The 23,382-nt window shown below is 53.9% G+C and carries 22 protein-coding genes and 1 pseudogene; 20 read left to right on the top strand and 3 right to left on the bottom strand.

Features of this window, described 5'->3' with window-relative positions; translation table 11 throughout:
* Positions 1-85: 85 nt before the first annotated feature.
* The 8 genes and pseudogenes from ACQ4N8_RS23435 to ACQ4N8_RS23400 all read left to right on the top strand — a co-directional run.
* Positions 86-307: pseudogene (locus ACQ4N8_RS23435) on the top strand (hypothetical protein); the annotation flags it as partial.
* A 448-nt stretch (positions 308-755) separates the two neighbouring features.
* On the top strand, positions 756-1,244 hold the full coding sequence (locus ACQ4N8_RS23430) for a phosphatidylglycerophosphatase A family protein (RefSeq protein ID WP_430706768.1): 489 nt from the start codon (positions 756-758) through the stop codon (positions 1,242-1,244).
* A gap of 264 nt (positions 1,245-1,508) precedes the next feature.
* Complete coding sequence (locus ACQ4N8_RS23425) at positions 1,509-1,697, top strand: hypothetical protein (RefSeq protein ID WP_036624401.1); 189 nt, start codon at positions 1,509-1,511, stop codon at positions 1,695-1,697.
* Between the two features lie 85 nt (positions 1,698-1,782).
* Complete coding sequence (gene accD, locus ACQ4N8_RS23420) at positions 1,783-2,676, top strand: acetyl-CoA carboxylase, carboxyltransferase subunit beta (protein ID WP_430706767.1); 894 nt, start codon at positions 1,783-1,785, stop codon at positions 2,674-2,676.
* Positions 2,677-3,831 carry an acetyl-CoA carboxylase carboxyltransferase subunit alpha gene (locus ACQ4N8_RS23415; RefSeq protein ID WP_430706766.1) on the top strand — a complete coding sequence of 385 codons (1,155 nt, stop codon included), beginning with the start codon at positions 2,677-2,679 and terminating at the stop codon, positions 3,829-3,831.
* 250 nt (positions 3,832-4,081) lie between these two features.
* Positions 4,082-5,503, top strand: coding sequence for a pyruvate kinase (pyk, locus tag ACQ4N8_RS23410; protein ID WP_430706765.1), 1,422 nt, complete (start codon positions 4,082-4,084; stop codon positions 5,501-5,503).
* 142 nt (positions 5,504-5,645) lie between these two features.
* Positions 5,646-6,065 (top strand): acyl-CoA thioesterase, encoded by a 420-nt coding sequence (locus tag ACQ4N8_RS23405; RefSeq protein ID WP_430706764.1) that lies wholly within the window; start codon positions 5,646-5,648, stop codon positions 6,063-6,065.
* A 142-nt stretch (positions 6,066-6,207) separates the two neighbouring features.
* Positions 6,208-6,600: an FxsA family protein gene (locus ACQ4N8_RS23400; protein WP_430706763.1), complete on the top strand. Its 393-nt coding sequence runs from the start codon at positions 6,208-6,210 to the stop codon at positions 6,598-6,600.
* A 263-nt stretch (positions 6,601-6,863) separates the two neighbouring features.
* On the opposite strand, the gene ytvI is transcribed toward ACQ4N8_RS23400, so the two are convergent.
* Positions 6,864-7,982 (bottom strand): sporulation integral membrane protein YtvI, encoded by a 1,119-nt coding sequence (ytvI, locus tag ACQ4N8_RS23395; RefSeq protein WP_430706762.1) that lies wholly within the window; start codon positions 7,980-7,982, stop codon positions 6,864-6,866.
* 350 nt (positions 7,983-8,332) lie between these two features.
* Between ytvI and ACQ4N8_RS23390 the strand changes: the two genes are divergently transcribed.
* The 4 genes from ACQ4N8_RS23390 to ACQ4N8_RS23375 all read left to right on the top strand — a co-directional run bounded on the left by ACQ4N8_RS23390 (position 8,333) and on the right by ACQ4N8_RS23375 (position 12,863).
* A complete protein-coding gene (locus ACQ4N8_RS23390; protein ID WP_430706761.1) occupies positions 8,333-9,445 on the top strand; it encodes a citrate/2-methylcitrate synthase in 1,113 nt (370 codons plus the stop codon).
* 86 nt (positions 9,446-9,531) lie between these two features.
* Positions 9,532-10,827 (top strand): NADP-dependent isocitrate dehydrogenase, encoded by a 1,296-nt coding sequence (gene icd, locus ACQ4N8_RS23385; protein WP_430706760.1) that lies wholly within the window; start codon positions 9,532-9,534, stop codon positions 10,825-10,827.
* Between the two features lie 15 nt (positions 10,828-10,842).
* Positions 10,843-11,784, top strand: a complete 942-nt coding sequence (mdh, locus tag ACQ4N8_RS23380; RefSeq protein WP_430706759.1) for a malate dehydrogenase — start codon at positions 10,843-10,845, stop codon at positions 11,782-11,784.
* A gap of 653 nt (positions 11,785-12,437) precedes the next feature.
* Positions 12,438-12,863 (top strand): hypothetical protein, encoded by a 426-nt coding sequence (locus ACQ4N8_RS23375; protein ID WP_430706758.1) that lies wholly within the window; start codon positions 12,438-12,440, stop codon positions 12,861-12,863.
* Positions 12,864-12,951: 88 nt separating this feature from the next.
* Here ACQ4N8_RS23375 and ACQ4N8_RS23370 read toward each other — a convergent pair whose 3' ends face one another.
* Entirely contained in the window at positions 12,952-13,302 is a 351-nt protein-coding gene (locus ACQ4N8_RS23370; RefSeq protein ID WP_430706757.1) for a helix-turn-helix domain-containing protein, read from the bottom strand.
* 161 nt (positions 13,303-13,463) lie between these two features.
* Here ACQ4N8_RS23370 and ACQ4N8_RS23365 point away from each other — a divergent pair, with 161 nt between their 5' ends.
* Both ACQ4N8_RS23365 and ACQ4N8_RS23360 read left to right on the top strand, forming a co-directional pair.
* The gene (locus tag ACQ4N8_RS23365; RefSeq protein WP_430706756.1) at positions 13,464-14,357 is read left to right on the top strand and encodes a glycosyltransferase family 2 protein; all 894 of its coding nucleotides are present in this window, start codon (positions 13,464-13,466) and stop codon (positions 14,355-14,357) included.
* A gap of 70 nt (positions 14,358-14,427) precedes the next feature.
* Positions 14,428-15,297, top strand: a complete 870-nt coding sequence (locus tag ACQ4N8_RS23360) for an SDR family oxidoreductase (protein ID WP_430706755.1) — start codon at positions 14,428-14,430, stop codon at positions 15,295-15,297.
* A 91-nt stretch (positions 15,298-15,388) separates the two neighbouring features.
* Here the strand turns inward: ACQ4N8_RS23360 and yfbR are convergent, their stop codons facing one another.
* A complete protein-coding gene (gene yfbR / locus ACQ4N8_RS23355; RefSeq protein WP_430706754.1) occupies positions 15,389-16,006 on the bottom strand; it encodes a 5'-deoxynucleotidase in 618 nt (205 codons plus the stop codon).
* 168 nt (positions 16,007-16,174) lie between these two features.
* On the opposite strand from yfbR, the gene ACQ4N8_RS23350 reads away from it, so the two are divergent.
* The 6 genes from ACQ4N8_RS23350 (at position 16,175) to phoU (ending at position 23,375) form a co-directional block, all read left to right on the top strand.
* The gene (locus ACQ4N8_RS23350; RefSeq protein WP_430706753.1) at positions 16,175-17,725 is read left to right on the top strand and encodes a fumarate hydratase; all 1,551 of its coding nucleotides are present in this window, start codon (positions 16,175-16,177) and stop codon (positions 17,723-17,725) included.
* Between the two features lies 1 nt (position 17,726).
* Entirely contained in the window at positions 17,727-19,523 is a 1,797-nt protein-coding gene (gene pnpS, locus ACQ4N8_RS23345; RefSeq protein WP_430706752.1) for a two-component system histidine kinase PnpS, read from the top strand.
* Between the two features lie 121 nt (positions 19,524-19,644).
* On the top strand, positions 19,645-20,370 hold the full coding sequence (locus ACQ4N8_RS23340; protein ID WP_430706751.1) for a response regulator transcription factor: 726 nt from the start codon (positions 19,645-19,647) through the stop codon (positions 20,368-20,370).
* 151 nt (positions 20,371-20,521) lie between these two features.
* Positions 20,522-21,700 (top strand): methyl-accepting chemotaxis protein, encoded by a 1,179-nt coding sequence (locus tag ACQ4N8_RS23335; protein ID WP_430706750.1) that lies wholly within the window; start codon positions 20,522-20,524, stop codon positions 21,698-21,700.
* 241 nt (positions 21,701-21,941) lie between these two features.
* On the top strand, positions 21,942-22,697 hold the full coding sequence (pstB, locus tag ACQ4N8_RS23330) for a phosphate ABC transporter ATP-binding protein PstB (RefSeq protein ID WP_430706749.1): 756 nt from the start codon (positions 21,942-21,944) through the stop codon (positions 22,695-22,697).
* An 18-nt stretch (positions 22,698-22,715) separates the two neighbouring features.
* Entirely contained in the window at positions 22,716-23,375 is a 660-nt protein-coding gene (phoU, locus tag ACQ4N8_RS23325) for a phosphate signaling complex protein PhoU (protein WP_430706748.1), read from the top strand.
* The last annotated feature ends 7 nt before the right edge of the window (positions 23,376-23,382 follow it).

Below are 23,382 nucleotides of genomic sequence, written 5' to 3'. Positions count from 1 at the left end.
GCGGTAATCGGCAGTCCCGTCACGGCATAGGATTGGCTCACGGTCAGTTCGTCGGCAAACCCTTCCACCTTTTTGAGCTTGAGCTCGCGTCTTCATCAAGATCACGGCCGCGGCGGAGAACGCGCGCCTGCTCGAGCGGCTCAAGATGCTGCTCGAGCAGCATCCCGGCCCGGTCGGCACGGTGCTGTTCTACGAAAGCACCGGCAAGCTGCTGGCCTTGACGGACCGCTATAACATCGAGCCTTCGCCGGACTTGGTCCGCGAAATGGAGCAGATGCTCGGCCCGGATACCGTCAGGATCAAATGATCGGGGCGCCGGTGCCTTGAGGCAGCGCTCGATGCATAGATGACAATTGATACTTAGCCTGTTCTTGCATCTTATGCAGGAATGGGCTTTTTACATCGGGTTGCGAATGGGAGAGCGTGACCTGGCGGCGCTAACGGACTTAGGAGACGTTATATCCCTCTAACGATCAAAAATGGCCTTGATTTGAGCCCAATACCGTCTCTGGAGTCCGTTACATTGGGAAATCGCCGGGAAATGGGAGAATAACGTCATTACGGTTTAGCGTCAGGGAGGGAAGATTGGGGGGGCGGACAAGTTTTAACGAACATTTTGGCAGACTCACGCATACACTTAGGAACACAACAATCCGCGGGACCGGACAAAGGTCCGGTTGCGGGATTCCGGCTGAGACAACGCTGCGTGCGCTGGCGCTGGCGAACTTAACCGGAAGTAGGGGAGGAAGATGCATATGTCTTTTGAAATGGCGGAAGCCCAATTGCTTCGCAGAGGGGTCAAGCTAGAGGAAATCGCCCAAATCGTATTTTCGCTGCAGGTCGCTTACCACGACGATTTGACGATGGAGCAATGTCTGGAAAGCGTGAAGGCCGTGTTGCAAAAAAGAGAGGTTCAATATACGCTGTTCACCGGGATCGCCCTCGACGAGCTGGCCGAGCGGAAGCTGCTGCCCGAGCCGCTGCAGGCGATCATGGAGGCCGACGAGCCGCTGTACGGCGTCGACGAAACGATGGCGCTGGGCATCACGAGCGTATTCGGGATGATCGGGCTGACGAGCTTCGGTTATTTGGACAAGGTCAAACCGGAAATCATCGGCAGTCTTAACAACGAAGGCGAGAACATCCACGTGTTCCTCGACGATCTGGTGGCCGGACTTGCGGCAGCGGCATCGGCCCGCATTGCCCATAAGCACGAAAACGCCGCGGTTTATTCTACCTATTGACCATGTCGGAATGATGAACTTTGCCCTGCCCCCTTCAAAATCATTTCACAATGCTTCCAAAAATGGTAACATATAATCGGTTCAGAGGCCTGGATCACAGAATTGCTCATCAGCATTTGCCTAGGATATCCGGCTTCGACTTTTTTTTCGCATGACCCGCAAGATCCCGGACCCGTTCCCTTTGTTGCGGGAATTTTGAAAATTATGTTATCATTACTCTATTATACGGGCTCAAAGATTAGGTTAGGGGGCTTTGAAAAGGGCATGTGGACTGTAATGTATATTGCGCCAACCGCAAAGGTTGCGGATATGATCAAAACGAAACTCACAGAAGAAGGCTTTCTCGTCCAAACACGTCCTGTTAATTTATCCAAACAACAGTTTGAGATTTTGGTTCCTTCCGGGGAACTTGAAGAAGTGCAAGAGGTGTTGAATTCGATTCTGCATCCTTGATGGCAAGGAATGGGCAAACGACCAGGAATAATAGATCCTTGACTCTAGATAAGGCCTATAAATCAACGGCTGAAGAGGTGTAGTTGTGTTCAAAGATTTATTTCAGAAGAAAAGAAAATACGCGACCATTCCTTCAGGGCGCATCGGAAGCGAAGAAGGTTTGCCCCAGGCGGACCGTCCGAAACGCGAAATTCCGGAAGGTCTGATGAATAAATGCGGCCATTGCGGCACCATTCAATACAGTAAAGAACTCGAGAAAAACTTCAAGGTATGCCCGGCTTGCGGCCACCACATGCGGCTGAACGCCTTGGAACGCATTCATTACACGTTCGACGAGGGCAGCTTCACGGAATACGATGCAGACCTGATCTCCGTCGATCCGCTGGAGTTCCCGGGCTACGCCAGCAAGCTCGAGCAGCAGACCTTGAAATCGGGGCTTCGCGAAGCCGTCGTCACCGGCGAGGGAACGATCGGCGGTTTTCCTGCCGTCGTGGCCGTGATGAGCTTCGACTTCTTCTCCGGCAGCATGGGCTCCGTCGTGGGCGAGAAAATTACGCGCGCCATCGAAGCGGCGACCCGAAAGCGCCTCCCGATGATTATTTTTTCGACTTCGGGCGGGGCACGGATGCAGGAGAGCATCCTCAGTCTGATGCAGATGGCCAAAACCAGCGCCGCGCTGGCCCGCTTAAGCGAGCAGGGCGGTCTGTACATCTCGGTCATTACGGACCCGACGACGGGCGGCGTATCGGCCAGTTTTGCCATGCTCGGAGACATTATCATGGCCGAGCCCGGGGCGGTATTTGGTTTCGCGGGCAGAATCGTCATCGAGCAAACGATCCGTCAGAAGCTGCCGGACGATTTCCAGACGGCCGAATTCAATTTGCAGCATGGGCAGCTGGATCTCGTTGTCCACCGGAAAGAAATGAAAGCCACACTAGCAAAATTGCTCGAACTGCACGGTGTGAAGGGAGGAGTATAAATGGCGGGCGAATTGCCTTTTGAAACGCCTCTCGTTAAGCTGCGCGAGAAGATTGAGGAATTGAAGCAGTTTGGTACCGAGAAAGGCATCGATTTTACGGAAGAAATTGCGCGTCTGGAAGAGCGCTACCGTCAGTTGGAAGAGGAGATTTACAGCCAGATTTCTCCATCCCAAAAAATGCATCTGGCCCGGCATCATCAGCGTCCGACTTCGCTGGACATGATCGGCCTGATCTTTGAAGATTTCATCGAGCTGCACGGGGACCGGGTGTTCGGGGACGACCTCGCCGTCGTCGGCGGTTTGGCCAAGCTTGGCGGCGTGCCGGTCACGGTGCTCGGGCAGCAGCGGGGCAAGGACACGAAGGACAACATCGCGCGATTCTTCGGAAGCGCGCATCCGGAGGGCTTTCGCAAAGCGTTGCGTTTGATGCAGCAGGCGGACAAGTTCCGCCGCCCGATCATCACCTTCATCGACACCAAAGGCGCTTATCCGGGCATCACTGCCGAAGAGAGAGGGCAGTCGGAAGCGATTGCCCGCAATTTGCGGGATATGGCATTGCTTCGGGTGCCCGTCATTTGCGTTGTCATCGGGGAAGGCGGCAGCGGCGGCGCGCTAGCGCTTGGCGTCGGCAACCGCGTACTGATGCTGGAGAACGCGATCTATTCGGTCATTTCGCCGAACGGCGCGGCATCGATCCTGTGGAAGGACGCCACGAAAGCGGATCAGGCGGCTGAAGCGATGAAGATTACCGCCCAGGACCTGCTGGAGATGGAGGTGATCGAGGAGATCGTGCCCGAACCTCGCGGCGGCGCGCATCGGGATTACGAATCGACCGCCGAAGCGATCAAAAGCGCCTTGCTTCGCAATCTGGAGGAGCTGTCCGTCATGCATCCGGACGAGCTGATGGAAGACCGCTACCGGAAATTCCGCAAGATCGGCAAGTTTACGGTCGCTGCCAAGACGGCGGCGCCGGGGCCGGCCGATTTAGGCGAAGTGGCCGAGGTAGCGGGGATGGCCGAGGATTCCGCCGCCGTCGAAGCGAACGGAGCGGACGAGGCCGTCGAAGCCGTCGAAGCGAACGATAACGCTCAATCGACCCATGCGCCGGATAAGGCTACCGCAGCCTCCGAGGCTTCCGCGGGAACGGAGAATTAATTTTTCAAGCGAATAACCTCCGCTGGAACCGATGTGGGACCGAGCGGCAAGGTTATTTTCGCGTGCATAAGGAAATAATGGAATTTCAGGCCCGAAATTAGGAGCCTGGCCCGGGGTTGAATATGTCTGCGAAATATAGAATGTTCGTTACAATATGATAAACTTCCTATACAAATCGACAAAACTATAGTAAATTTAGTTGTTGGAAAAGATTATATAGAGAGAACTATTTAAAACGGAGGAAACCCAAATGCGCAAAACAAAAATCGTATGTACCATCGGTCCTTCCAGTGAGTCGTTAGAAAACATCAAGAAGCTGATTATGGCTGGAATGAACGTCGCTCGCCTGAACTTCTCCCACGGTGATTTCGAGGAGCATGGCAACCGGATCACAACGATCCGTCAAGCGAGTGCAGAGCTGGGGAAATCAATCGCCATACTGTTGGACACCAAAGGTCCGGAAATCCGTACCGGCAAATTGAAGGAAGAACCGATCGAACTCGAACAAGATGAATTCCTCACCTTGACGACGGAAGAAATTCTCGGCGACAAGGAACGCATCTCCATTACGTACAAAGAGCTTCCGGGAGACGTGGAAGTCGGTTCGACCATTTTGATCGATGACGGATTGATCGGCCTGACGGTCGTTGACGTTCAAGGTACGGAAATCAAGTGCCGTATCGTCAACGGAGGCACCATCAAGAGCAAGAAAGGCGTTAATGTTCCCGGCGTCAACATTTCCCTGCCAGGCATCACCGAGAAAGACGCTAACGATATCAAGTTCGGGATCGAGCAAGGCATCGATTTCATTGCGGCTTCCTTCGTTCGCAAAGCTAGCGACGTTCTTGAAATTCGTCAATTGCTTGAGCAAAACAACGCAACTCATATCCAAATCATTTCTAAAATCGAAAACCAGCAAGGCGTTGACAACCTCGACGAAATTCTGGAGGTTTCCGACGGTTTGATGGTGGCCCGCGGCGACCTTGGCGTGGAAATTCCGGCCGAAGACGTGCCGCTGGCGCAAAAACGAATGATCGAAAAATGCAACCGCGCCGGCAAACCGGTAATCACCGCCACGCAAATGCTTGATTCCATGCAACGTAACCCAAGACCTACGCGTGCGGAAGCGAGCGACGTGGCCAATGCGATTTTCGACGGCACGGACGCGATCATGTTGTCCGGCGAAACGGCTGCCGGGAAATACCCGGTGGAATCGGTATTGACGATGTCCCGCATCGCGGAGAAAGCCGAATCCGCTTTGGAATATCGCGAAATTTTCATTAAGCAAAGCAACGCGCAACAAACGACCGTTACCGAGGCGATCAGCCAAGCCGTAGCCAACTCGGCACTGGAGCTCAACGCTAAAGCGATCATTACTTCGACGGAAACCGGTTATACCGCACGAATGGTATCCAAATATCGTCCTAAAGCTCCGATCATTGCGGTTACCACCGTAGATCAAACGCTGCGCCGTTTGGCTCTGAACTGGGGCGTCACACCGGTCAAAGGCGACTTGGCTTCCACGACGGACGAAATGTTCGACAAAGCGATGAAGGGCGGACTGGATTCCGGTCTGGTCAAAGAAGGCGATCTTGTCGTTATTACGGCAGGGGTACCTTTGGGACGTTCCGGATCGACGAATTTGGTGAAAATCGGCCAAATCCGCAAGTAGCAGCCGGAATACGATAATTAGTGTAATCGTCCATGACGAATAAAAAAAGGCAATGGGGCATCCGGAGACGGGGACCATTGCTTTTTTTGCCGCAAGAAACCAGGCCCGCGGGCGGTTATTCCCAATAGAGGAGTGAACTAACGTGCATGTTAGCGTGCTGAATATGGAGCCGAGATATTTTGAATTCGACATGATGGGAATTGTTTATCACTCGCATTATCTGGAATGGTTTGAGCAAGGACGGTTGAATCTGATCCGGGAGCTGGGCTTCGATTACTACGATATGGAGCAAGCGGGTTACATTTCCCCCGTCCATGAGATGAAGGTGGAGTATAAACGAGGTATTCGCTACGGGGAGACCGTGCTGCTCAAAACGCGGATCATCGATAACGGCGGCGTCAAAACCTTATACGGGTACGAGGTGTACAACGGGGAAGGTACGCTCTGCGTGGAAGGTTCCTCTTCCCACTATGTCGTTCGGCGCGAGGATTTTAAGCCGGTCCAATTCAAGAAGGCGTTTCCTGATTGGTATGCGGCGTTCGAGGCGGCCTGTAAGCCTTGATTTTTGATTATCTAACTTTGAAGCGGTAAAATACAAGTATAGAAGCAACATGATATTGCCGCTTTAATAAAGTGAGGGTTCAAATCGTCGGCTTTTCAGCACCGGGAAGGCTCGGCTGAATACCTCTTAAAGGAGTCCTCCTATGCGTAAATGGATAGCCGTTCTTATCGTGGTCATCCCGATAGTTGAGTTTTGGGGTTATATGTTCGTTGGCGAGAGACTCGGAGTGGGCAAAACGATATTTTTGACGCTCGCGACCTCTGTCATTGGCGGATTGATGATGCAATTCGAAGGGCGCAAAGTATTGGCCGACGCCAAGGCCCAAATGAGCGGCGGGCAAATTCCGGGACGCATGGTGCTGGACGGGATTTGCGTGTTTGCCGGCGGAATGTTGCTGCTGATTCCGGGCTTTATCACCGATCTGATCGGTTTCACGCTGGTGTTTCCGCTGACGCGCCCGCTGTACCGTTTTCCGCTGTTGAAATGGGTCAACAAAAAAATGAAAGACGGCACGATTACTTATTTCCGGCGTTGACTTGTTCTTTTTTAGGATAAAGCTTGAGAAGCATTTCAGGTATGGCACCGCGGGAACCGAAAGGTCTCTCGTCTCTTGTGGAGACGGGGGCTTTTTTTTGTTTCCCGGGGACTACTTTGGGATGGCGATGAGAAGATTCGGAACAAGGAGCGCGTTTTCTTAGGGGGATACTGCCGATGTACTGCCGATGTCTGCAAGAAACTCACGGAAGCCCCTCGGAAAAGCCTGCAAAAATGCAGGTTTTTCCAAGGCTTAGCCGCGCTTCATCGGAGCCGCCCATGGGCGATGTAATTGCGCAGGTCGCGTATGACCCCGGCGCGGACGGCCGCGCCGAGGATGACCAGCGTAACCGGGCCGATGATCAAGCCCAGCACGCCGAACAGCTTCAGACCGACGAACATGGCGATCAAAGTCGGCAATGGATCAAGCCCTACGCTGCTGGCGAGCACCTTGGGCTCAATCATTTGTCTGGCGATCAGAATGATGCCGTACAAGATGGCCAACCCGATTCCAAGCGTGACGTCGCCGGTGGCAAAAGCATAAATCAGCCAGGGGATCATGATGGTCCCCACGCCCAAATAGGGCAAGAGATCGACCAATCCGATCAGCAGCGCGTACGTAAAGGCGGAGTCGACGCCAAGGATCAACAGTCCGATCAGCACAATAAATGCCGTGATCGAAATCATGATGAATTGGGCGCGCAGATATCCGGACAAAGCCCGCTGGAGGTCCCGCCAGATGGCCCCGGCCGTTTTGCGAAACGGAGCGGGAATCGCTCCGGCCAGAAACCGCATGTCCCTCTCCCAGTGGTTGCTGATAAAAAAAGTAGCCAATAGGATCACGCCGAGAATAATCCCCAGATTGGGGAGGGAGGAGAGCAGGTTCACGATGATTCCCAAAAAGTTGTTGACGAGGTGGGAGACGAAAGAACCTACTCTTTCGGCAGTATTGTCGATGTTTTTGTGGATCGTGTTTTCGTAACCGGGATTATCGGCGATGAAATGGTTGATTTCATTGATAATATTTTGAATCCCCTCGCTTTGGGTCCATTCGATGAACAGGTTCCTCCATTCGGCGATGCGCAAATCGAACGATTCGGCCAAATGGATAAGCTCTTTGACGAGGCGGGTCAATGCCGCGGATAGAATGATCGCCGCGCTCCCGAAATAGACGAGCAGCGCCAGCGTGACGGCCAGCCATTTCGGCAAACGAATATGCTGCTGCAGCCACTGAACGAACGGGTTCATCGCATAGGAGATCAGCCAGGCGATCAGAAACGGATACAGCAGCGGAATCAGCCAATACACCGCGGCGATGGAACCGACGAGGACGACGCATATCCAGCTGCCGCGCAGCACGCGTTTGACGATCACGTTATCCAAAGGGCATTTCTCCTTTTTTCAGTACATGTCCTATTCCTACGATATTATTTGTCCACCCCGAGTATTCCGTCTCGAAGATTTTTCGAAAAATGTGATAAATATCATTGCGGTTCTGCAATCGTTTACAAAAATTCTTTATGATCCTGATAAAATCATTTGATGTATCCGGGGAAGCTCAAGCGGTTCCCATGCCTTCCAAAATCCAGTATGATGGATAAGTAAGCAGTTAGAGCCATGTTTCCGTTTTCAGGAGTTCGTGTTATCCTACTCTGAAAATTTTAAACTTTTAATTTGAAAATGTTTTCAACGGCTTGTTTGCTCACAAATTGTTAACAAAGGAGAGATGTATCATGACAGCTACGAAAGGCCTGGAAGGCATTGTGGCAGCAACATCTTCGATCAGCTCTATTCATGACGGCGTTCTCGCTTATCGCGGGATCAACATCGATGATTTGGCGGAGCGTGCGAGTTTTGAAGAGACGGCTTATTTGCTGTGGTACGGCCAATTGCCCAAGCAATCCGAGCTGGAGCGTCTGCAGCAGCAATTAAGCGACTACGCTGCGGTTCCCGAGGCGGTACTCGAACAGATGAAGCTATACCCGTCCGATGCGAACACGATGGCAGTGCTTCGTACTGCCGTATCGGCTCTTGCTTTGTATGATGAGAACGCGAACGACAACTCCCGCATCAGCAACCAGAACAAAGCGATCAAACTGCAATCCCAAATTCCGACGCTGATTGCCGCTTATGCCCGCATTCGGGAAGGCAAAGCTCCGGTCGCTCCGCTCAAGGGAGTATCCATTGCCCATAATTTCTTGTATATGTTAACCGGGGAGGAGCCGGATCCGATTGCCATCCGTGCCCTTGATCAAGCGCTCGTTCTGCATGCCGACCATGAGCTGAACGCTTCGACCTTCTCCGCCCGCGTAACGATCGCGACGTTGTCGGATATTTATTCCGGCGTGACCTCGGCGATCGGCACCTTGAAGGGCCCGCTGCATGGCGGCGCCAACGAGGCGGTCATGAACATGCTGGCGGAAATCGGTACGCTCGACCAAGCGGAACCTTATATTCAGCAGAAGCTGGCGAATAAGGAGAAAATCATGGGCTTCGGCCATCGCGTTTACAAGAACGGCGACCCACGCGCGAAGCATTTGCAGAAGATGTCCCGTCAGCTCAGCCTGTTGAAGGGCGATTCCACGCTCTACGACATTTCGATTAAAGTGGATCAGCTCGTAACGGGCCAAAAAGGGCTTAAGCCTAACGTGGATTTCTATTCGGCCTCCGTATACACGCTGCTTGGCATTCCGCGCGATTTGTTTACGCCGATTTTTGCCATCAGCCGTTTGTCCGGCTGGACCGCGCACATCCTGGAGCAGCTCGATGATAACCGGCTTATTCGTCCGCGGGCGGAATATACCGGGGCCAGCAACCAGCAATACGTTCCGATCGAATTAAGATAAGCGCTACTGCGGCAACTCCATGGCACATTGTGTTAAAATGGAGACCGTGAGACGAAGCATAATGATATGAGGAGGAAAACGTTAACATGTTGAAACTGGAAAAGTTCGATCTTCCTGCTGAAGGCGAGCAAATTACGATTCAGGACGGAAAACTGCAGGTGCCTAGCAACCCCGTGATCCCCTTCATTGAGGGCGACGGCACCGGCCGGGATATCTGGAAAGCATCGAAACGCGTATTGGACGCCGCCGTGGAGAAAGCCTACGGCGGCGAGAAGAAAATCGCCTGGTACGAGGTGTTCGCCGGCGAAAAGGCCTACAATACATACGGAGAGTGGCTGCCGGCCGACACGCTGACGGCGATCCGCGAGTATATTGTGGCCATCAAAGGACCTTTGACCACGCCGATCGGCGGCGGCATCCGTTCGCTGAACGTAGCGCTCCGCCAGGAGCTGGACCTGTATGTATGCCTGCGTCCGGTCCGCTATTTCGAAGGCGTGCCTTCTCCGGTTAAACGTCCGGAGCTGGTGGACATGGTCATTTTCCGCGAAAATACCGAGGATATTTATGCAGGCATCGAATATCAGGAAGGCACCGAAGAAGTGAAGAAGGTGCTGGCATTCCTGCAAAACGAAATGGGCGTGAAGAAAATCCGCTTCCCGGAAACCTCGGGCATCGGCATCAAGCCGGTATCGGAGGAAGGCTCGAAACGCCTTGTCCGCGCGGCGGTGGAATATGCGATCAAACACGGACGCAAGAGCGTGACGCTCGTGCACAAAGGCAATATCATGAAATTTACCGAAGGCGCGTTCAAGAACTGGGGTTACGAAGTGGCGGAAGCGGAATTCGGCGATAAAGTATTCACTTGGGCCGAGTACGACCGCATCAAGGAACAATCCGGCGCCGACGCGGCGAATCAGGCGCAAAAGGCGGCGGAAGCCGAAGGCAAAGTGGTCATCAAGGACGCGATCGCCGACATCGCGCTGCAGCAGGTCCTGACGCGGCCGACCGATTTTGACGTGATTGCAACCTTGAACCTCAACGGCGACTACTTGTCCGATGCTTTGGCTGCTCAGGTTGGCGGGATCGGCATTGCGCCAGGCGCCAACATCAACTATGTGACCGGGCATGCGATCTTTGAAGCGACGCATGGTACGGCGCCGAAATATGCCGATCTGGACGTCGTGAACCCGGGTTCCGTGATTTTGTCCGGCGTCATGCTCCTTGAGCACCTGGGCTGGCAGGAAGCGGCCGACCTGATCTATAAAGGCCTGGAGACATCGATCAACAACAAGACGGTTACCTACGATTTTGCACGTTTGATGGAAGGCGCAACGGAAGTTAAATGCTCCGAGTTTGCCGATCAAGTGATCAATAACATGTAGGAGGTCTTGATCCACGTGGCTATTCAACGGAAGAAGATTACCGTCGTCGGCGCTGGTTTCACCGGTGCCACAACGGCATTAATGCTGGCGCAGAAAGAACTCGGCGACATCGTGTTGCTCGATATTCCGCAGCTTACGAATCCGACGAAAGGCAAGGCGCTCGACATGCTCGAGGCCGGCCCGGTACAAGGGTTCGATAGTCAGATCGTCGGCACTTCCTCCTACGAGGATGCCGCGGGTTCCGATATCGTGATCATCACGGCGGGCATCGCCCGCAAACCCGGCATGAGCCGTGACGATCTCGTCAATACGAATGCAGGCATCGTCCGCTCGGTATGCGAGAATGTGAAGCAGCAATGCCCGGATTCCACCGTCATTATCCTGAGCAATCCGGTGGATGCCATGACGTACACAGCTTACGAAACGCTGGGTTTTCCGAAGAACCGCGTCATCGGCCAATCGGGCGTTCTTGATACGGCCCGCTACTGCACGTTCATCGCGCAGGAGTTGAACGTGTCCGTGGAAGACGTGCGGGGCTTCGTGCTTGGCGGCCACGGCGACGATATGGTTCCGTTGGTGCGTTACTCCAGCGTCGGCGGCATTCCGATCGACACGTTGATCCCGGCCGATCGCATCGAAGCGATCGTGCAGCGGACGCGCGTCGGCGGGGGCGAAATCGTGGGCCTGCTCGGCAACGGCAGTGCTTATTATGCACCGGCCGCTTCGCTCGTGCAGATGACCGAAGCGATCCTCAAGGACAAGAAGCGGATCCTGCCGGTCATCGCCCTGCTGGAAGGCGAATACGGCTATGACGGCCTGTTCATGGGCGTGCCGGTGGTGCTCGGCGGCGGCGGCATCGAGAAAGTCTTCGAACTCGAGTTGACGGCCGACGAGAAAACCGCGCTGGACAAATCCGCCGCTTCCGTGCGGAACGTCATCGCCGTTGTAAAAGGTTGATTTTCGTTTGCAACACCCTCCGTTTATTGCTTGGCCTTCCCTAACCTTCGTTCGGGAAGGTCTTTTTTTGCCCTCCCCTCAAGTCTGTCGGGGAGGGCTTTTTTTGAACGCAGGTCCAAGCGGATGGCAGGCAGCAACTAGGATCGCCGGTGCTTCCGAACCGAACCGCTTAACGGACTTCAGAGACGCTATTTGCCCGAAAAAAGCGAGCAAGAAACTGTAACGGACCGGAGAGACCTTATTTCCTGCAAATTCGTCTCTATAGCCTAAATTGAGGCGTAATAACGTCGACTGTGTCCGTTACGGCAGGAAATAGCCGGGAAATGGCTGATTAACGTCTATACGATCCGTTACCCTCCCCAACTCTGTTGGGAGGGGGAGTCTCCGCGCCATGATAAGGAGAAGGGCAAAAGCGGGAAATAATTCCGAAGAAGCGGAGCGTTCGCCTTTGTGAGCGAATTTCGACCGCTTCTGAATCTATAAATTCAGGAAATCCGCGAGCAACAGCGATCGTAGGAACATTTCGCTGCGTTGCCCCAATCCCTTATCAATCGGTTTTCCCGCCCCTCTCCAACAGGCGTTTCTTTTATTTCCCTCCGAAGCTATAATAGATTATAATAAATGTAATTGACGTTGAAAGGATGGTTGTGGTAATGTATCAAGTCATGATTTTTCTACATATTATCGGCGCTTTGGCGCTGGGCTTCTATCTGTTCCTGCCGTTTGTGCTGGGAAGGATCGGCAAATTGTCACTTGCCGCTCAAGAAGGCACGGTAACGGCCGTAAAATCGTTGAACCGATACGCGCAAATCGGCCTGATTATCCAGTTGTTGACCGGCGGGTACTTGATCGGCCAAGGGGAATATTCCGTGCCTTGGATGATAGTGATCGTCGTATTATATCTGGCGATCGGAGCGTTTAGCGGAATCATGGGAAAACCGCTTCGCCTTGCGTTGGAAGGCATTCGCCAGAACAAACCGGTGACGGCCGAGGAAGGAAAGCTGCGTACATTAAGCGCGCTGCTGTCCGTGACGGTATTACTGATTTCGTTCTTCATGGTGTTCAGCACCATTATCTAGTTCCCAAGCAAGACCCGAGTAAACAAACAAAGACCTGCCGGCGTCGAACGCGGCAGGTCTTTGTTTGCAACGGTGTCAGCGGGCCCTTCTAGGAAGGGTCCTCTTCCTTTTTCAATTCATCGAGATGGGTGAACATGAGTTTCATGATATCCAGCGCCAATTGTTTCTCTTTGGACGAACGGTTCGCCACGATTTGCTGGATTTGGTTCGAAAAATGGTCGTCGCTGACTTCAAACGAATCATGGAGCAAGTAATCTACGGTTACGCCCAATTGATTCGCCAGCTTGACGAGGGTTTCCAGAGATAAACTTCGTTCGCCCCGCTCGATTTGTCCTATGTATGCATCCGAAACCTCGATCCGTTCGGCAAGTTTCTCCTGGGTCAAGTGCATTTTATGCCGTTCTTGACGCAGCCTTTTCCCCAATGCCTCGTAATCCATAACACCCCTCCTGTAATTACCATAGTGAGAACCGGAAGGAAAGATAATAAACTACAGGTTTTGTTTGTATTTACTGAAAGTACGAATTGGGTTATTATGGAATCATGGGATTTACTGATTTGTATCAATTATTAATTATAACCAAATTAAGGAGTAGTATGATGTCTTCCGAATCCAATGCAGTATCGATCATTATCACCGTAAAAAACAACGGCATCGACCTTTATACGACCATGGAGTCGTTAAAAGTTTCGAACACAACGCTGCCTTATGAAGTAATTATCGTCGACGAAGGTTCCGTGGACGGGTGTTGCGATTTTCTAATGAGTTACCGTTTCGACCGGCCGGTCAAGCGGGTGAAGGGGGAACCGGGCATTCCCGCCCGCAATATCGGTGCGGCGCACGCTAGCGGGAAGTATCTGATCTTTTGCGGATCCCATCTCTACTATGACGACGGTTGGATGGAACGTTTGCTGGAACCGCTGATGAAAGGACAAGCCGATGGCGTGTCGCCTTCGTTTAAGGTCCATGAGCATTCCCACCCCCCGAAGGGACTGGAGGCCGCCGGGCTGCTCGGGTCTATTCGCCGATACCCCGCTTTTAGTGATGGAACGAACGAAATTCCGTGGTTGGCCTGGGAGTGTTTTGCCGTAAGCCGCGACAAATTTCAGGAGATCGGCGGGATGGAGGACGGATTCTCGGGAAAAGAGCTGGAAACGGCGGAGTTCTCCCTGAGGATGTGGCTGCAGGGCGGGAAATGCCGCTTGGTACCGGACGTTAGCTTGGTGCAGGTCTTTAGGCAGAACTTCCCGTTCGACGATAGCGGAGAGAAATGGGGGCGGGATTTGCTGACATTGGCTTTTTTGCATTTTAGCGAGCCGTTTGTGTCGGCCTGTAAACAGCAGGTGCATGAATCGTTTGGAGGCGAAGCGGGCGACGAGCCACAGCTGTGGGAACAGGTCCGGTTGCAGAGGGAGAAATATGCCTCGCATCGGGTTCGCGACGACGTCTGGTTTGCCGATCGGTTTGGCATCGCCGGGATCTTTGGAGCATAAGATGGGGGGCTCAGGCCATCCTAAACGGGAAAGCGTCATACCGACAACCCCGACGAAGGAGGATGTTACCGTGGCAGGTAATGGACAAAACAAACAAACCATGCCTCCCCAGCATCAAAATCAACAGCCCGGGATCGAATCGGACATGCATCCGCGTCCTGTATTCGAAGGAAGTTACAAAGCCGCCGGCAAGCTGAAAGGCAAGGCGGCACTCATCACCGGCGGCGACAGCGGCATCGGCCGGGCCGTAGCCGTGGCTTACGCCAAGGAGGGGGCCGACGTCGCCATTGTTTATTTAAACGAGCATGGCGATGCGGCCACAACAAAACAAGAGGTCGAGCAGGAAGGGCGTAAATGCCTGCTTATCTCCGGCGACATCGGAGACGAGGCATTTGCCGCTCAAGCAGTGAAGGAAACGGTCGATGCGTTGGGCCGCCTCGATATTTTGGTCAACAACGCCGCCGAGCAGCACCCGCAGCAGGACATTACCGCTATTACGGCGCAGCAGTTGGAGAAGACGTTCCGCACGAATATCTTCTCCATGTTCTATTTGACCAAAGCGGCCATGCCGCATCTGCGGCGAGGCAGCGCGATCATCAACACCGCCTCGGTGACGGCTTATAAAGGCAATGAGCAACTGCTCGATTATTCGGCCACGAAGGGCGCCATCGTCAGCTTTACGCGGTCCTTGTCCATGAGCCTGGTCGGCAGCAAAGGCATTCGGGTTAACGCCGTTGCGCCTGGACCGATCTGGACGCCGCTGATCCCGTCGACCTTCGATCAGAAGCAGGTGGCCGAGTTCGGCGGGACGACCCCGATGCAACGGCCCGGTCAACCGGAGGAGCTGGCTCCGGCCTACGTCTTCCTCGCCTCGGAAGACTCCTCTTATATGAGCGGCCAGGTGCTGCATATTAACGGCGGCGAGATCGTAAACGGATAACGTTCCGAAAGCAACAGCAATCTCGCGAATAACCCCCTTGTTCTCGGGAGCTCCGGGAAGCAAGGGGGTTATTGGTCATCCGCTAAAAGTGCTATTCGCCCCGCTGTTCCGTCTCCGATAATTCGTCCAACGTCATCTCAAAGCTCGGGGCCAGATGCTCTAGGAAGTAGGCGACCTCCGGGAGCTGAAGGCGCTGCAGTTTGTCCAGCAGCTGCGTTTTGGCAACGGCAAACTCCCGGTTGCCGGCGGTGAGCTCCCAGGCGCATTTCAAATAGGCATCCAGGCTGTCGGCGGCTTTGACGTAAACCATCAGCTCGGCATCGCCGGGAACAGCGTCCGTCTGGCCGGGGAAAAGCAACGGTGCATAACTCTCCTTCAATTCAGCAGGAACCATGGACAGCAACCGTTCGGCGGCGATATCCTCCATCTCGCGGAAATTGGCCAAGAGCCGGGGGTTATGGTGTTTGACCGGCGTCGGTATGTCGCCGGTGAACACCTCGGTGGCGTCATGGAATAACGCCAAGGCGGCCGCGCGTTCCGCGTCCAGCTGACGATCGAACATGCGGTTGCCGATTTCGCACAGCAAGTGCGACAGCAAAGCGACGTGGTATGAATGCTCCGCGACGTTGTCGGCAGCGGTGCTGCGCATCAGGCTCCAACGCCGGATGGAACGCAGACGATACATATAAGCAGGAAAGTGGTAGTTCATCAGTGATAAACCTCGCTTGTTTTGGAGTTCATTTTGGACAGAAATTGTCAACCGAAACTAGTTCTTATGTTATTATAAATCTGTTGAATGTGATATGGCTATCGAGACGATTACGGTGATTCGAGCTTATGTATTTATCCAGAAGACAAGAGAGGGGATTCTTGGACCATGCACCAGTTTGAAGAAAGCGTATACCAATTAATCGTGGAAACTTCCACGAATTTGCCGGGCGACGTGCGCCGGGCGGTTAACCGGGGGCGAGAGCTGGAGAATCAGGCCACGCGGGCCGGGCTGGCCATGTCGACGATCACGCGGAATATCCAAATGGCGGAGGAGCAGGTTTCGCCGATTTGCCAGGATACCGGGATGCCGACCTTCATCGTGCATACCCCGGTGGGGGCGAACCAGATCGAAATGAAGAAGGCGATCTACGCTGCGGTGCAAAGAGCGACCAAGGAAGGGAAGCTGCGGCCGAATTCGGTCGATTCGCTGACTGGGGAGAATAGCGGGGACAATCTGGGTCCGGGCACGCCGGTGATTCATTTTGAGCAATGGGAAAGAGAAACGATCGATATGCGGCTGATCCTTAAGGGCGGCGGCTGTGAAAATAAAAACATCCAGTACAGCCTGCCGGCTGAGCTGGAGGGACTGGGCCGGGCAGGACGAGACCTGGATGGGGTGCGGAAGTGCATTTTGCACGCCGTATATCAAGCCCAAGGACAGGGCTGCAGCGCCGGCTTCCTCGGGGTTGGCATCGGAGGGGACCGCACGACGGGCTATGAGCTTGCCAAGCAGCAGTTGTTCCGCAAGGTGGACGACGTGAACCCGAATCCGGAGCTGGATCTGCTGGAGCAGTACATTATGGAAACGGCCAACCAGCTTGGCATCGGGACGATGGGCTTCGGCGGGGAAGTTACTTTGCTCGGCTGCAAAGTGGGCGCTACCAACCGGTTGCCGGCCAGCTTTTTCGTATCGGTCGCTTATAACTGCTGGGCTTTCCGTCGCCAAGGGGTGGAAATTGACCCTGCCACCGGCGCAATCGGGAATTGGCTGTACGAACGCGGCAGCGGCGTGCCGGTGGAAACGGTACCGGCGGCCGAAGAGGCGGCTGGCACAGAATCGGCTTCGGGAGGCGCAAGCCGGGAAATCGTGCTGCAAACGCCGGTGACGGAGGAACAAATCCGCCAACTGCGCGTTGGCGACGTCGTTGTCATTAAAGGCGAAATGCATACCGGACGCGATGCGCTCCATAAATATTTGATGGATCATGATGCCCCGCTCGATTTGAACGGAGCGGTCATTTACCACTGCGGGCCCGTCATGTTGAAGGACGAGGAAGGCTGGCACGTCAAAGCAGCCGGACCTACGACCAGCATCCGGGAGGAGCCGTACCAAGGCGATATCATGAAGAAGTTCGGCATCCGGGCGGTGATCGGCAAAGGCGGGATGGGTCCGAAAACATTGGCCGCCCTGAAGGAACACGGCGGGGTTTATTTGAACGCGATCGGCGGCGCGGCGCAATATTATGCCGAATGCATCAAAAAGGTGAACGGCGTCGACTTTATGGAATTCGGCATCCCGGAAGCGATGTGGCATCTCGAGGTCGACGGCTTCGCCGCGATCGTGACGATGGATTCCCACGGAGACAGCTTGCATGAAGGCGTGGAGAAAGCTTCGCTGGAGAAATTGGCTGGCTTCAAGGATGCGGTGTTCAAATAAAATGAAAACTTTTCGAACGCGGCTCACCTTAATCTTAATGGGACTGGTGGGCGTCTCGATGTTGGCTGCCGGCATCACGATGGCCCAGCTGTTCAAAGATTCGCATATCCGGGCGTTGGAGGAAAATATGGCCCGGGAAATTAATTTGCTCGAGAACACCTTTGCCTTCGTTCCCGTGGAAGGGAACGCGGAAGCCGAAAACTATTACGCGGAACAAGCCAAAAGGTTGGAGGAAATGACCGACTCCCGTGTAACCTTCATTACGCTGGACGGAAAAGTGGTCGGCGATTCCGAAATGAGCTCGAGCCAGATGGATAATCATGCCCATCGGCAGGAAATCGTCTCCGCCGAGCGAGGGGAGGTCGGCAGCGCGATCCGTTATAGCGATACGATCGGCGAAAATATGCTTTACGTTGCCCATCGGGTGACCTCGGAAGAGGGTTTTGACGGCTACATCCGCCTGTCGATGAGTCTGGAGGCCGTTGAGAGAGGGCTTGCCCAAGGCTGGGTATGGATGTTCGGCGGCCTGCTGATTTTATTTCTCATTGCCGGCTTGGTCAGCTACCGGGTTGCCGCCGGTTTGACCCGGCCGCTGGAACAGATTACCAGAGTGGCGCACCGGATCTCGAAATTCGATTACGATGCCCGGGTGAGGCTGAACCGCAAGGATGAAATCGGCCAGCTCGGCCAAGCGATCAACGGGATGGCGGACAGCTTGCAGCAGCAGCTGAAGCGAATCCGCGACAATGAAGATTTGATGCAAAGCGTCCTGTCGAACATGACCGGCGGGATTCTGATGGTGGATTCCTCGGAGCGTATCGTCTTAATCAACCGGGAAGCGGAGCGCATCCTGTACATGAAGGGCGAACAGCTGCTCGGCAAAACGTATCACGAGATCAAGCGGAACTACGAGTTTACCCGGTTCGTGGAGGAGGGCATCACGTCCAAAGAAGCGGTGCAGGAGGAACGCAACGTTTACGACCCCGAAGAGAAAATCCTGCTGTTCGACAGCGTGCCGATGTTCGAGGATGACGGCAGTTACCGCGGCATGCTGTTCCTGCTTCAGGATGTGACCGATATCCGCCGGTTGGAGCGCATGCGCAGCGAGTTCGTCGCCAACGTCTCGCACGAGCTGAAGACGCCGATCGCGGCGGTCAAAGGCTTCGCCGAGACGCTGCTGGCCGGCGGGGTCAAGGACGAGGAAACCGCGCGCTCCTTCCTGCAGATCATCTATGATGAAGGAGACCGGTTGAACCGGCTGATCGGAGACATTCTTGAGCTGTCCAAAATCGAATCGAAGCGGGTGCCGCTCGAATACGCGCCGATTCAGCTTAAGGAGCTGTTCGACAGCATCTATGAGGTGCTTCTGCCGGCGGCCAACAAAAAATCGATAACGATGGGTCACGGCATTCCGGAGCACCTGTTCATTGAAGGCGACGAAGACAGGCTGCGGCAAATCTTCATGAACCTGTTGTCCAATGCGATCAGCTACTCGCTAGAAGGCGGAAGAGTACGGGTCGAGGCGGAAATCATCAACGAAGGCGGCGAAGAGGAGAAAGTCCGTTTCCTTGTCAGCGATACGGGGATCGGCATTCCGAAAAAGGATCTCCCGCGGATTTTCGAACGCTTCTATCGGGTGGACAAGGCGAGATCCAGAAGCTCGGGCGGAACAGGGCTTGGCCTCTCCATCGTAAAGCACCTCGTGGAACTGCATCACGGCACGATCCGCGTGGAGAGCAAAGTTGGCGAAGGCACGACATTTATATTGGAGCTCCCCTTAATGCATACTTTAGATTAAGTGTAAAACGTTTTTTGAAAATTTTACACCGAGTTAACATTGCCGTGATATGCTGGGCTTGTCATTAAAGTGATATTGGTTCATGGGTTTGAACTTGTACCGCAAACAAATGGGGGGTACTATGACACAGCGTCTACTGGTTATTGAAGATGAACCGACGTTATCCAGGCTTTTGTCTTATAATCTGACAAGCGACGGATATGAAGTTGTCGTAGAAGATCACGGGCAGACCGGTTATGAAACGGCCCTGCGTCAGGATTTTGACTTGATCTTGCTCGATTTGATGCTGCCGGGGATGAACGGCTTCGAGATCATGTCCAAGCTGAGAAGCGAAGGCGTTATGACGCCGGTGATCATCCTTACGGCCAAAAATGCGGAGGAGGAAGTCGTGCAGGGCTTGAAGTCCGGCGCCGACGACTATATCACGAAACCGTTCGGCGTGGCCGAGCTGCTGGCGCGGGTAGCGGCGGTTCTCCGCAGATCGACCGGCCAAGAGGAACGGGAGAAGCCGGTGCATCAGGAAAATTCGCAGATTGCGCTTGGAGCCCTGACCATTTTTCCGGAGAAATACGAAGTGACTTTGAACGGGGAAGCCATCACCCTGAGGCCGAAGGAATTTGAAGTGCTGCTGTATTTGGCGCGAAAGCCCGGCGTGGTCATGACCAGGGATGATTTGATGAATGCCGTTTGGGGATTCGATTATATCGGCGGGCAGCGGACGGTAGATGTGCATGTCAGCTCGCTGCGAAAGAAGCTGGAGCTCGATCCTCAGTCGGTGCATATCGACTCGATTCGCGGTGTCGGATACAAATTGGTCGTCAACAAGAAAAAAGCGCCCATCATGTAACCTGGTGATGGACGTTTTTTTTGCGTTTTACACTCCGTTCATTTTACATAGGACTAAAGTACCGAAAATATTACCCGAATACTCTCCGACTATGATTCTAGTATAAGCGCATCTATCTATTCAGGGAGTGGTTAGGTTGGAGAGTCAGGCCATGGCAGTGCTGGAACGTTCTGCGGAGGAAGAGATCGAAGCATCGTCGGGAAGCGGGAACGGAACCCTAAGTCAGGGGACTCATGCGGATGCACAAACACGAAAGAGCGGCGGATCGGTGGATGTCCGTACGTATTGCCGGAAGGTGCCGGTCGTCGGACCGGGGGAATCATGCCGAAATGTTCTGGCTCGGTTTCAACAACAACAAGATCTTCCGTGCATTGTTTATTGTGACGAAAGTTACAAGCCTAGCGGATTATTGATGCGCGACCAGTTTTTTCGCCATATGGCCGGAAGGTTTGCAGCTGATTTGTTCTATAGCCGTTCATCCATCCGGTTTGCCGAGCAGAGGCCGCTTGTTTGCGAGCTGTCTACGCCGGCGGGCGAGTTGCTGGACGCCGCTTTGGGGAGGGAAGGGACGCAGTTTTACGACAGTCTGATCATTACGGAACGGGGTCGATATTTCGGTGTTCTGACCATCCATGACTTGATGCTGTTGTCCCGGGAGCTGCAGCGGGAAGCGGATGAATCCCGCCGGGTGATCGTACGGGAGAGCCATGAACGCGTATTTGAAATCGAACAGTCGATCGCCCGGTTGTCTGCTTCCGCTAAGCGGAGCTTGCAGGAATCGGAAGAGATGAGCGGATTATCCGCGGAGGGCAGGAACGAGCTGGAGGCGGTAAAGGCATCGTTTGGCCGCGTACTGGATATGACCCGCTTTCAGGAGCAGCAAATGGACACACTATTGAAGCGCACGGAGCAAATTTCCGCGTTCGCCGCCCAGATTCGGGGCCTGGCCGATCAGAGCGGGATGCTGGCCATGAATGCCTCGATCGAAGCTGCTCATGCCGGCGAGCATGGACGGGGATTTGCGGTCGTTGCCGCCGAGGTGCGAAAGCTGGCGCTGCAGACCAAGCAATTTTCCGAGGAAATCGGAGTTACCCTGGGCGTCGTCAACAGTCTGGTTCAGCAAACGGCGGGTACGGCCTCCACTACGGCGGAGGAAATGGCGGCAAGCCATGGGCGAGTGGGTAAAGCGGACGAGACGTTTGGAGCCTTGGTCGAATCGGCCAGAACCGTGGAACAACGGGGGAAAGAGATGTACCAATCCTCGGAATCCGCATCCGAACGAACCCGGACGGTGTTGCACGAGCTGGAGCAATTGATTCAGCTGGAGTAATATTTTACACCGCGTTTACAAATTGGATTATTTTCTTTTACATAAGCAAGTTAAAATAGAGTAGTATTTCATTGTGGTTTCTTGAGTTTGGAGCATACTATTTTCTATAGCAGAAGCGCCGGCACGGGCTCGCTTTTGATCGCGGGTACCGTGCTTCAAGTTTGTTTGCGCCTCTCCTCGATCTGCAATGGATAAGAAACGCGACCCGAGGCAAGGATGTTTATTGCGAAGGAGAACTGACATGGATACCATTATCCGGATTAAACAATTAAACTTGTATTACGATCAATTCCATGCCCTAAAGGATGTGTCCCTGGATATCCCGGAGAAGGCGATTACGGCTTTCATCGGACCTTCCGGCTGCGGCAAATCCACATTGCTCCGTACCTTGAACCGGATGAACGACATGATTCCGGGCACGCGCATCGAAGGCTCCGTGCAAATCGCGGGCGACGATATCTACGGCGAGGACGTACAGGTGGAAGCGCTGCGCAAGCGGGTAGGGATGGTGTTTCAGCAGCCGAATCCTTTTCCGAAATCGATATATGACAATGTGGCTTACGGCCCTCGTTTGCACGGCATCAAGAATAAGGCGGTGCTGGACGAACTCGTCGAGAAGAGCTTGCGCCAAGCCGTTTTGTGGGACGAGGTTAAGGATTTCCTGAAACGTTCGGCACTCAGTTTGTCGGGCGGGCAGCAGCAACGCCTTTGCATTGCCCGGGCGATCGCGGTGCAGCCGGACATTTTGCTGATGGATGAAGCGACTTCGGCGCTGGACCCGATTTCAACCTTAAAGATTGAAGAACTGGTACAGCAATTAAAAGATAGTTATACGATCGTTATGGTTACGCATAACATGCATCAAGCGGCTCGAATTTCGGGCCGGACCGTCTTTTTTCTGAATGGGGAGATCGTGGAGGCGGACGATACGCAAAAGCTCTTTTCCACGCCGCGGGATTCACGCACCGAAGACTACATTTCCGGTCGTTTCGGATAACAAGGAGGCTACTGCCGTATGATTCAAAGAAAGGAATTTGATCAGAACCTGGAGGAACTCCGCAAGCTGCTTAGACAGATGGGAGATCATGTCGAACAGGCTTTGGCCGGTGCGATTGAAGCGCTGCAAGCCCTGGATTCATCAAAAGCCAAGCAAATCGTCGAACGCGATATCGAACTGAACCGGATGGAAGAGCAAATCATGGACATCGGCTCCCGGCTGATTGTGACCCAGCAGCCCGTGGCCAAAGACCTGCGCCGGATCCTCGTAGCGTTCCGCATCTCCAGCGATCTGGAACGCATGGGCGATCTGGCGATCGATATCGCCAAAGTGACGACGCGCCTTGAAGGCCAGACGCTGATTAAACCGCTGATCGACATACCGAAGATGTCGGAGCTGGTCATTCTGATGCTGCGTGAATCGCTGCAGTCCTATTTGGACGAAAATACGGATTTGGCTTATAAAATGGCGAGAGACGATGACGAGGTGGATCACCTGTACAGCCAAATGATCCACGAATTGTATTCGTTCATGATCGGCAATCCGGAATCCTTGCAGCAGGCCATGCTGCTTACGCTGGTGGGCCGTTATATCGAGCGGATCGCCGACCATGCCACGAATATCGGCGAAAGCGCCGTATATCTCGTAACCGGGCATCGTCCGGACTTAAACCAATGATGATGAT

Source organism: Paenibacillus macerans, from assembly GCF_050565405.1.
Classification (GTDB): Bacteria; Bacillota; Bacilli; order Paenibacillales; family Paenibacillaceae; genus Fontibacillus; species Fontibacillus macerans_B.
This window is presented reverse-complemented; position numbering and strand designations above follow the sequence as displayed.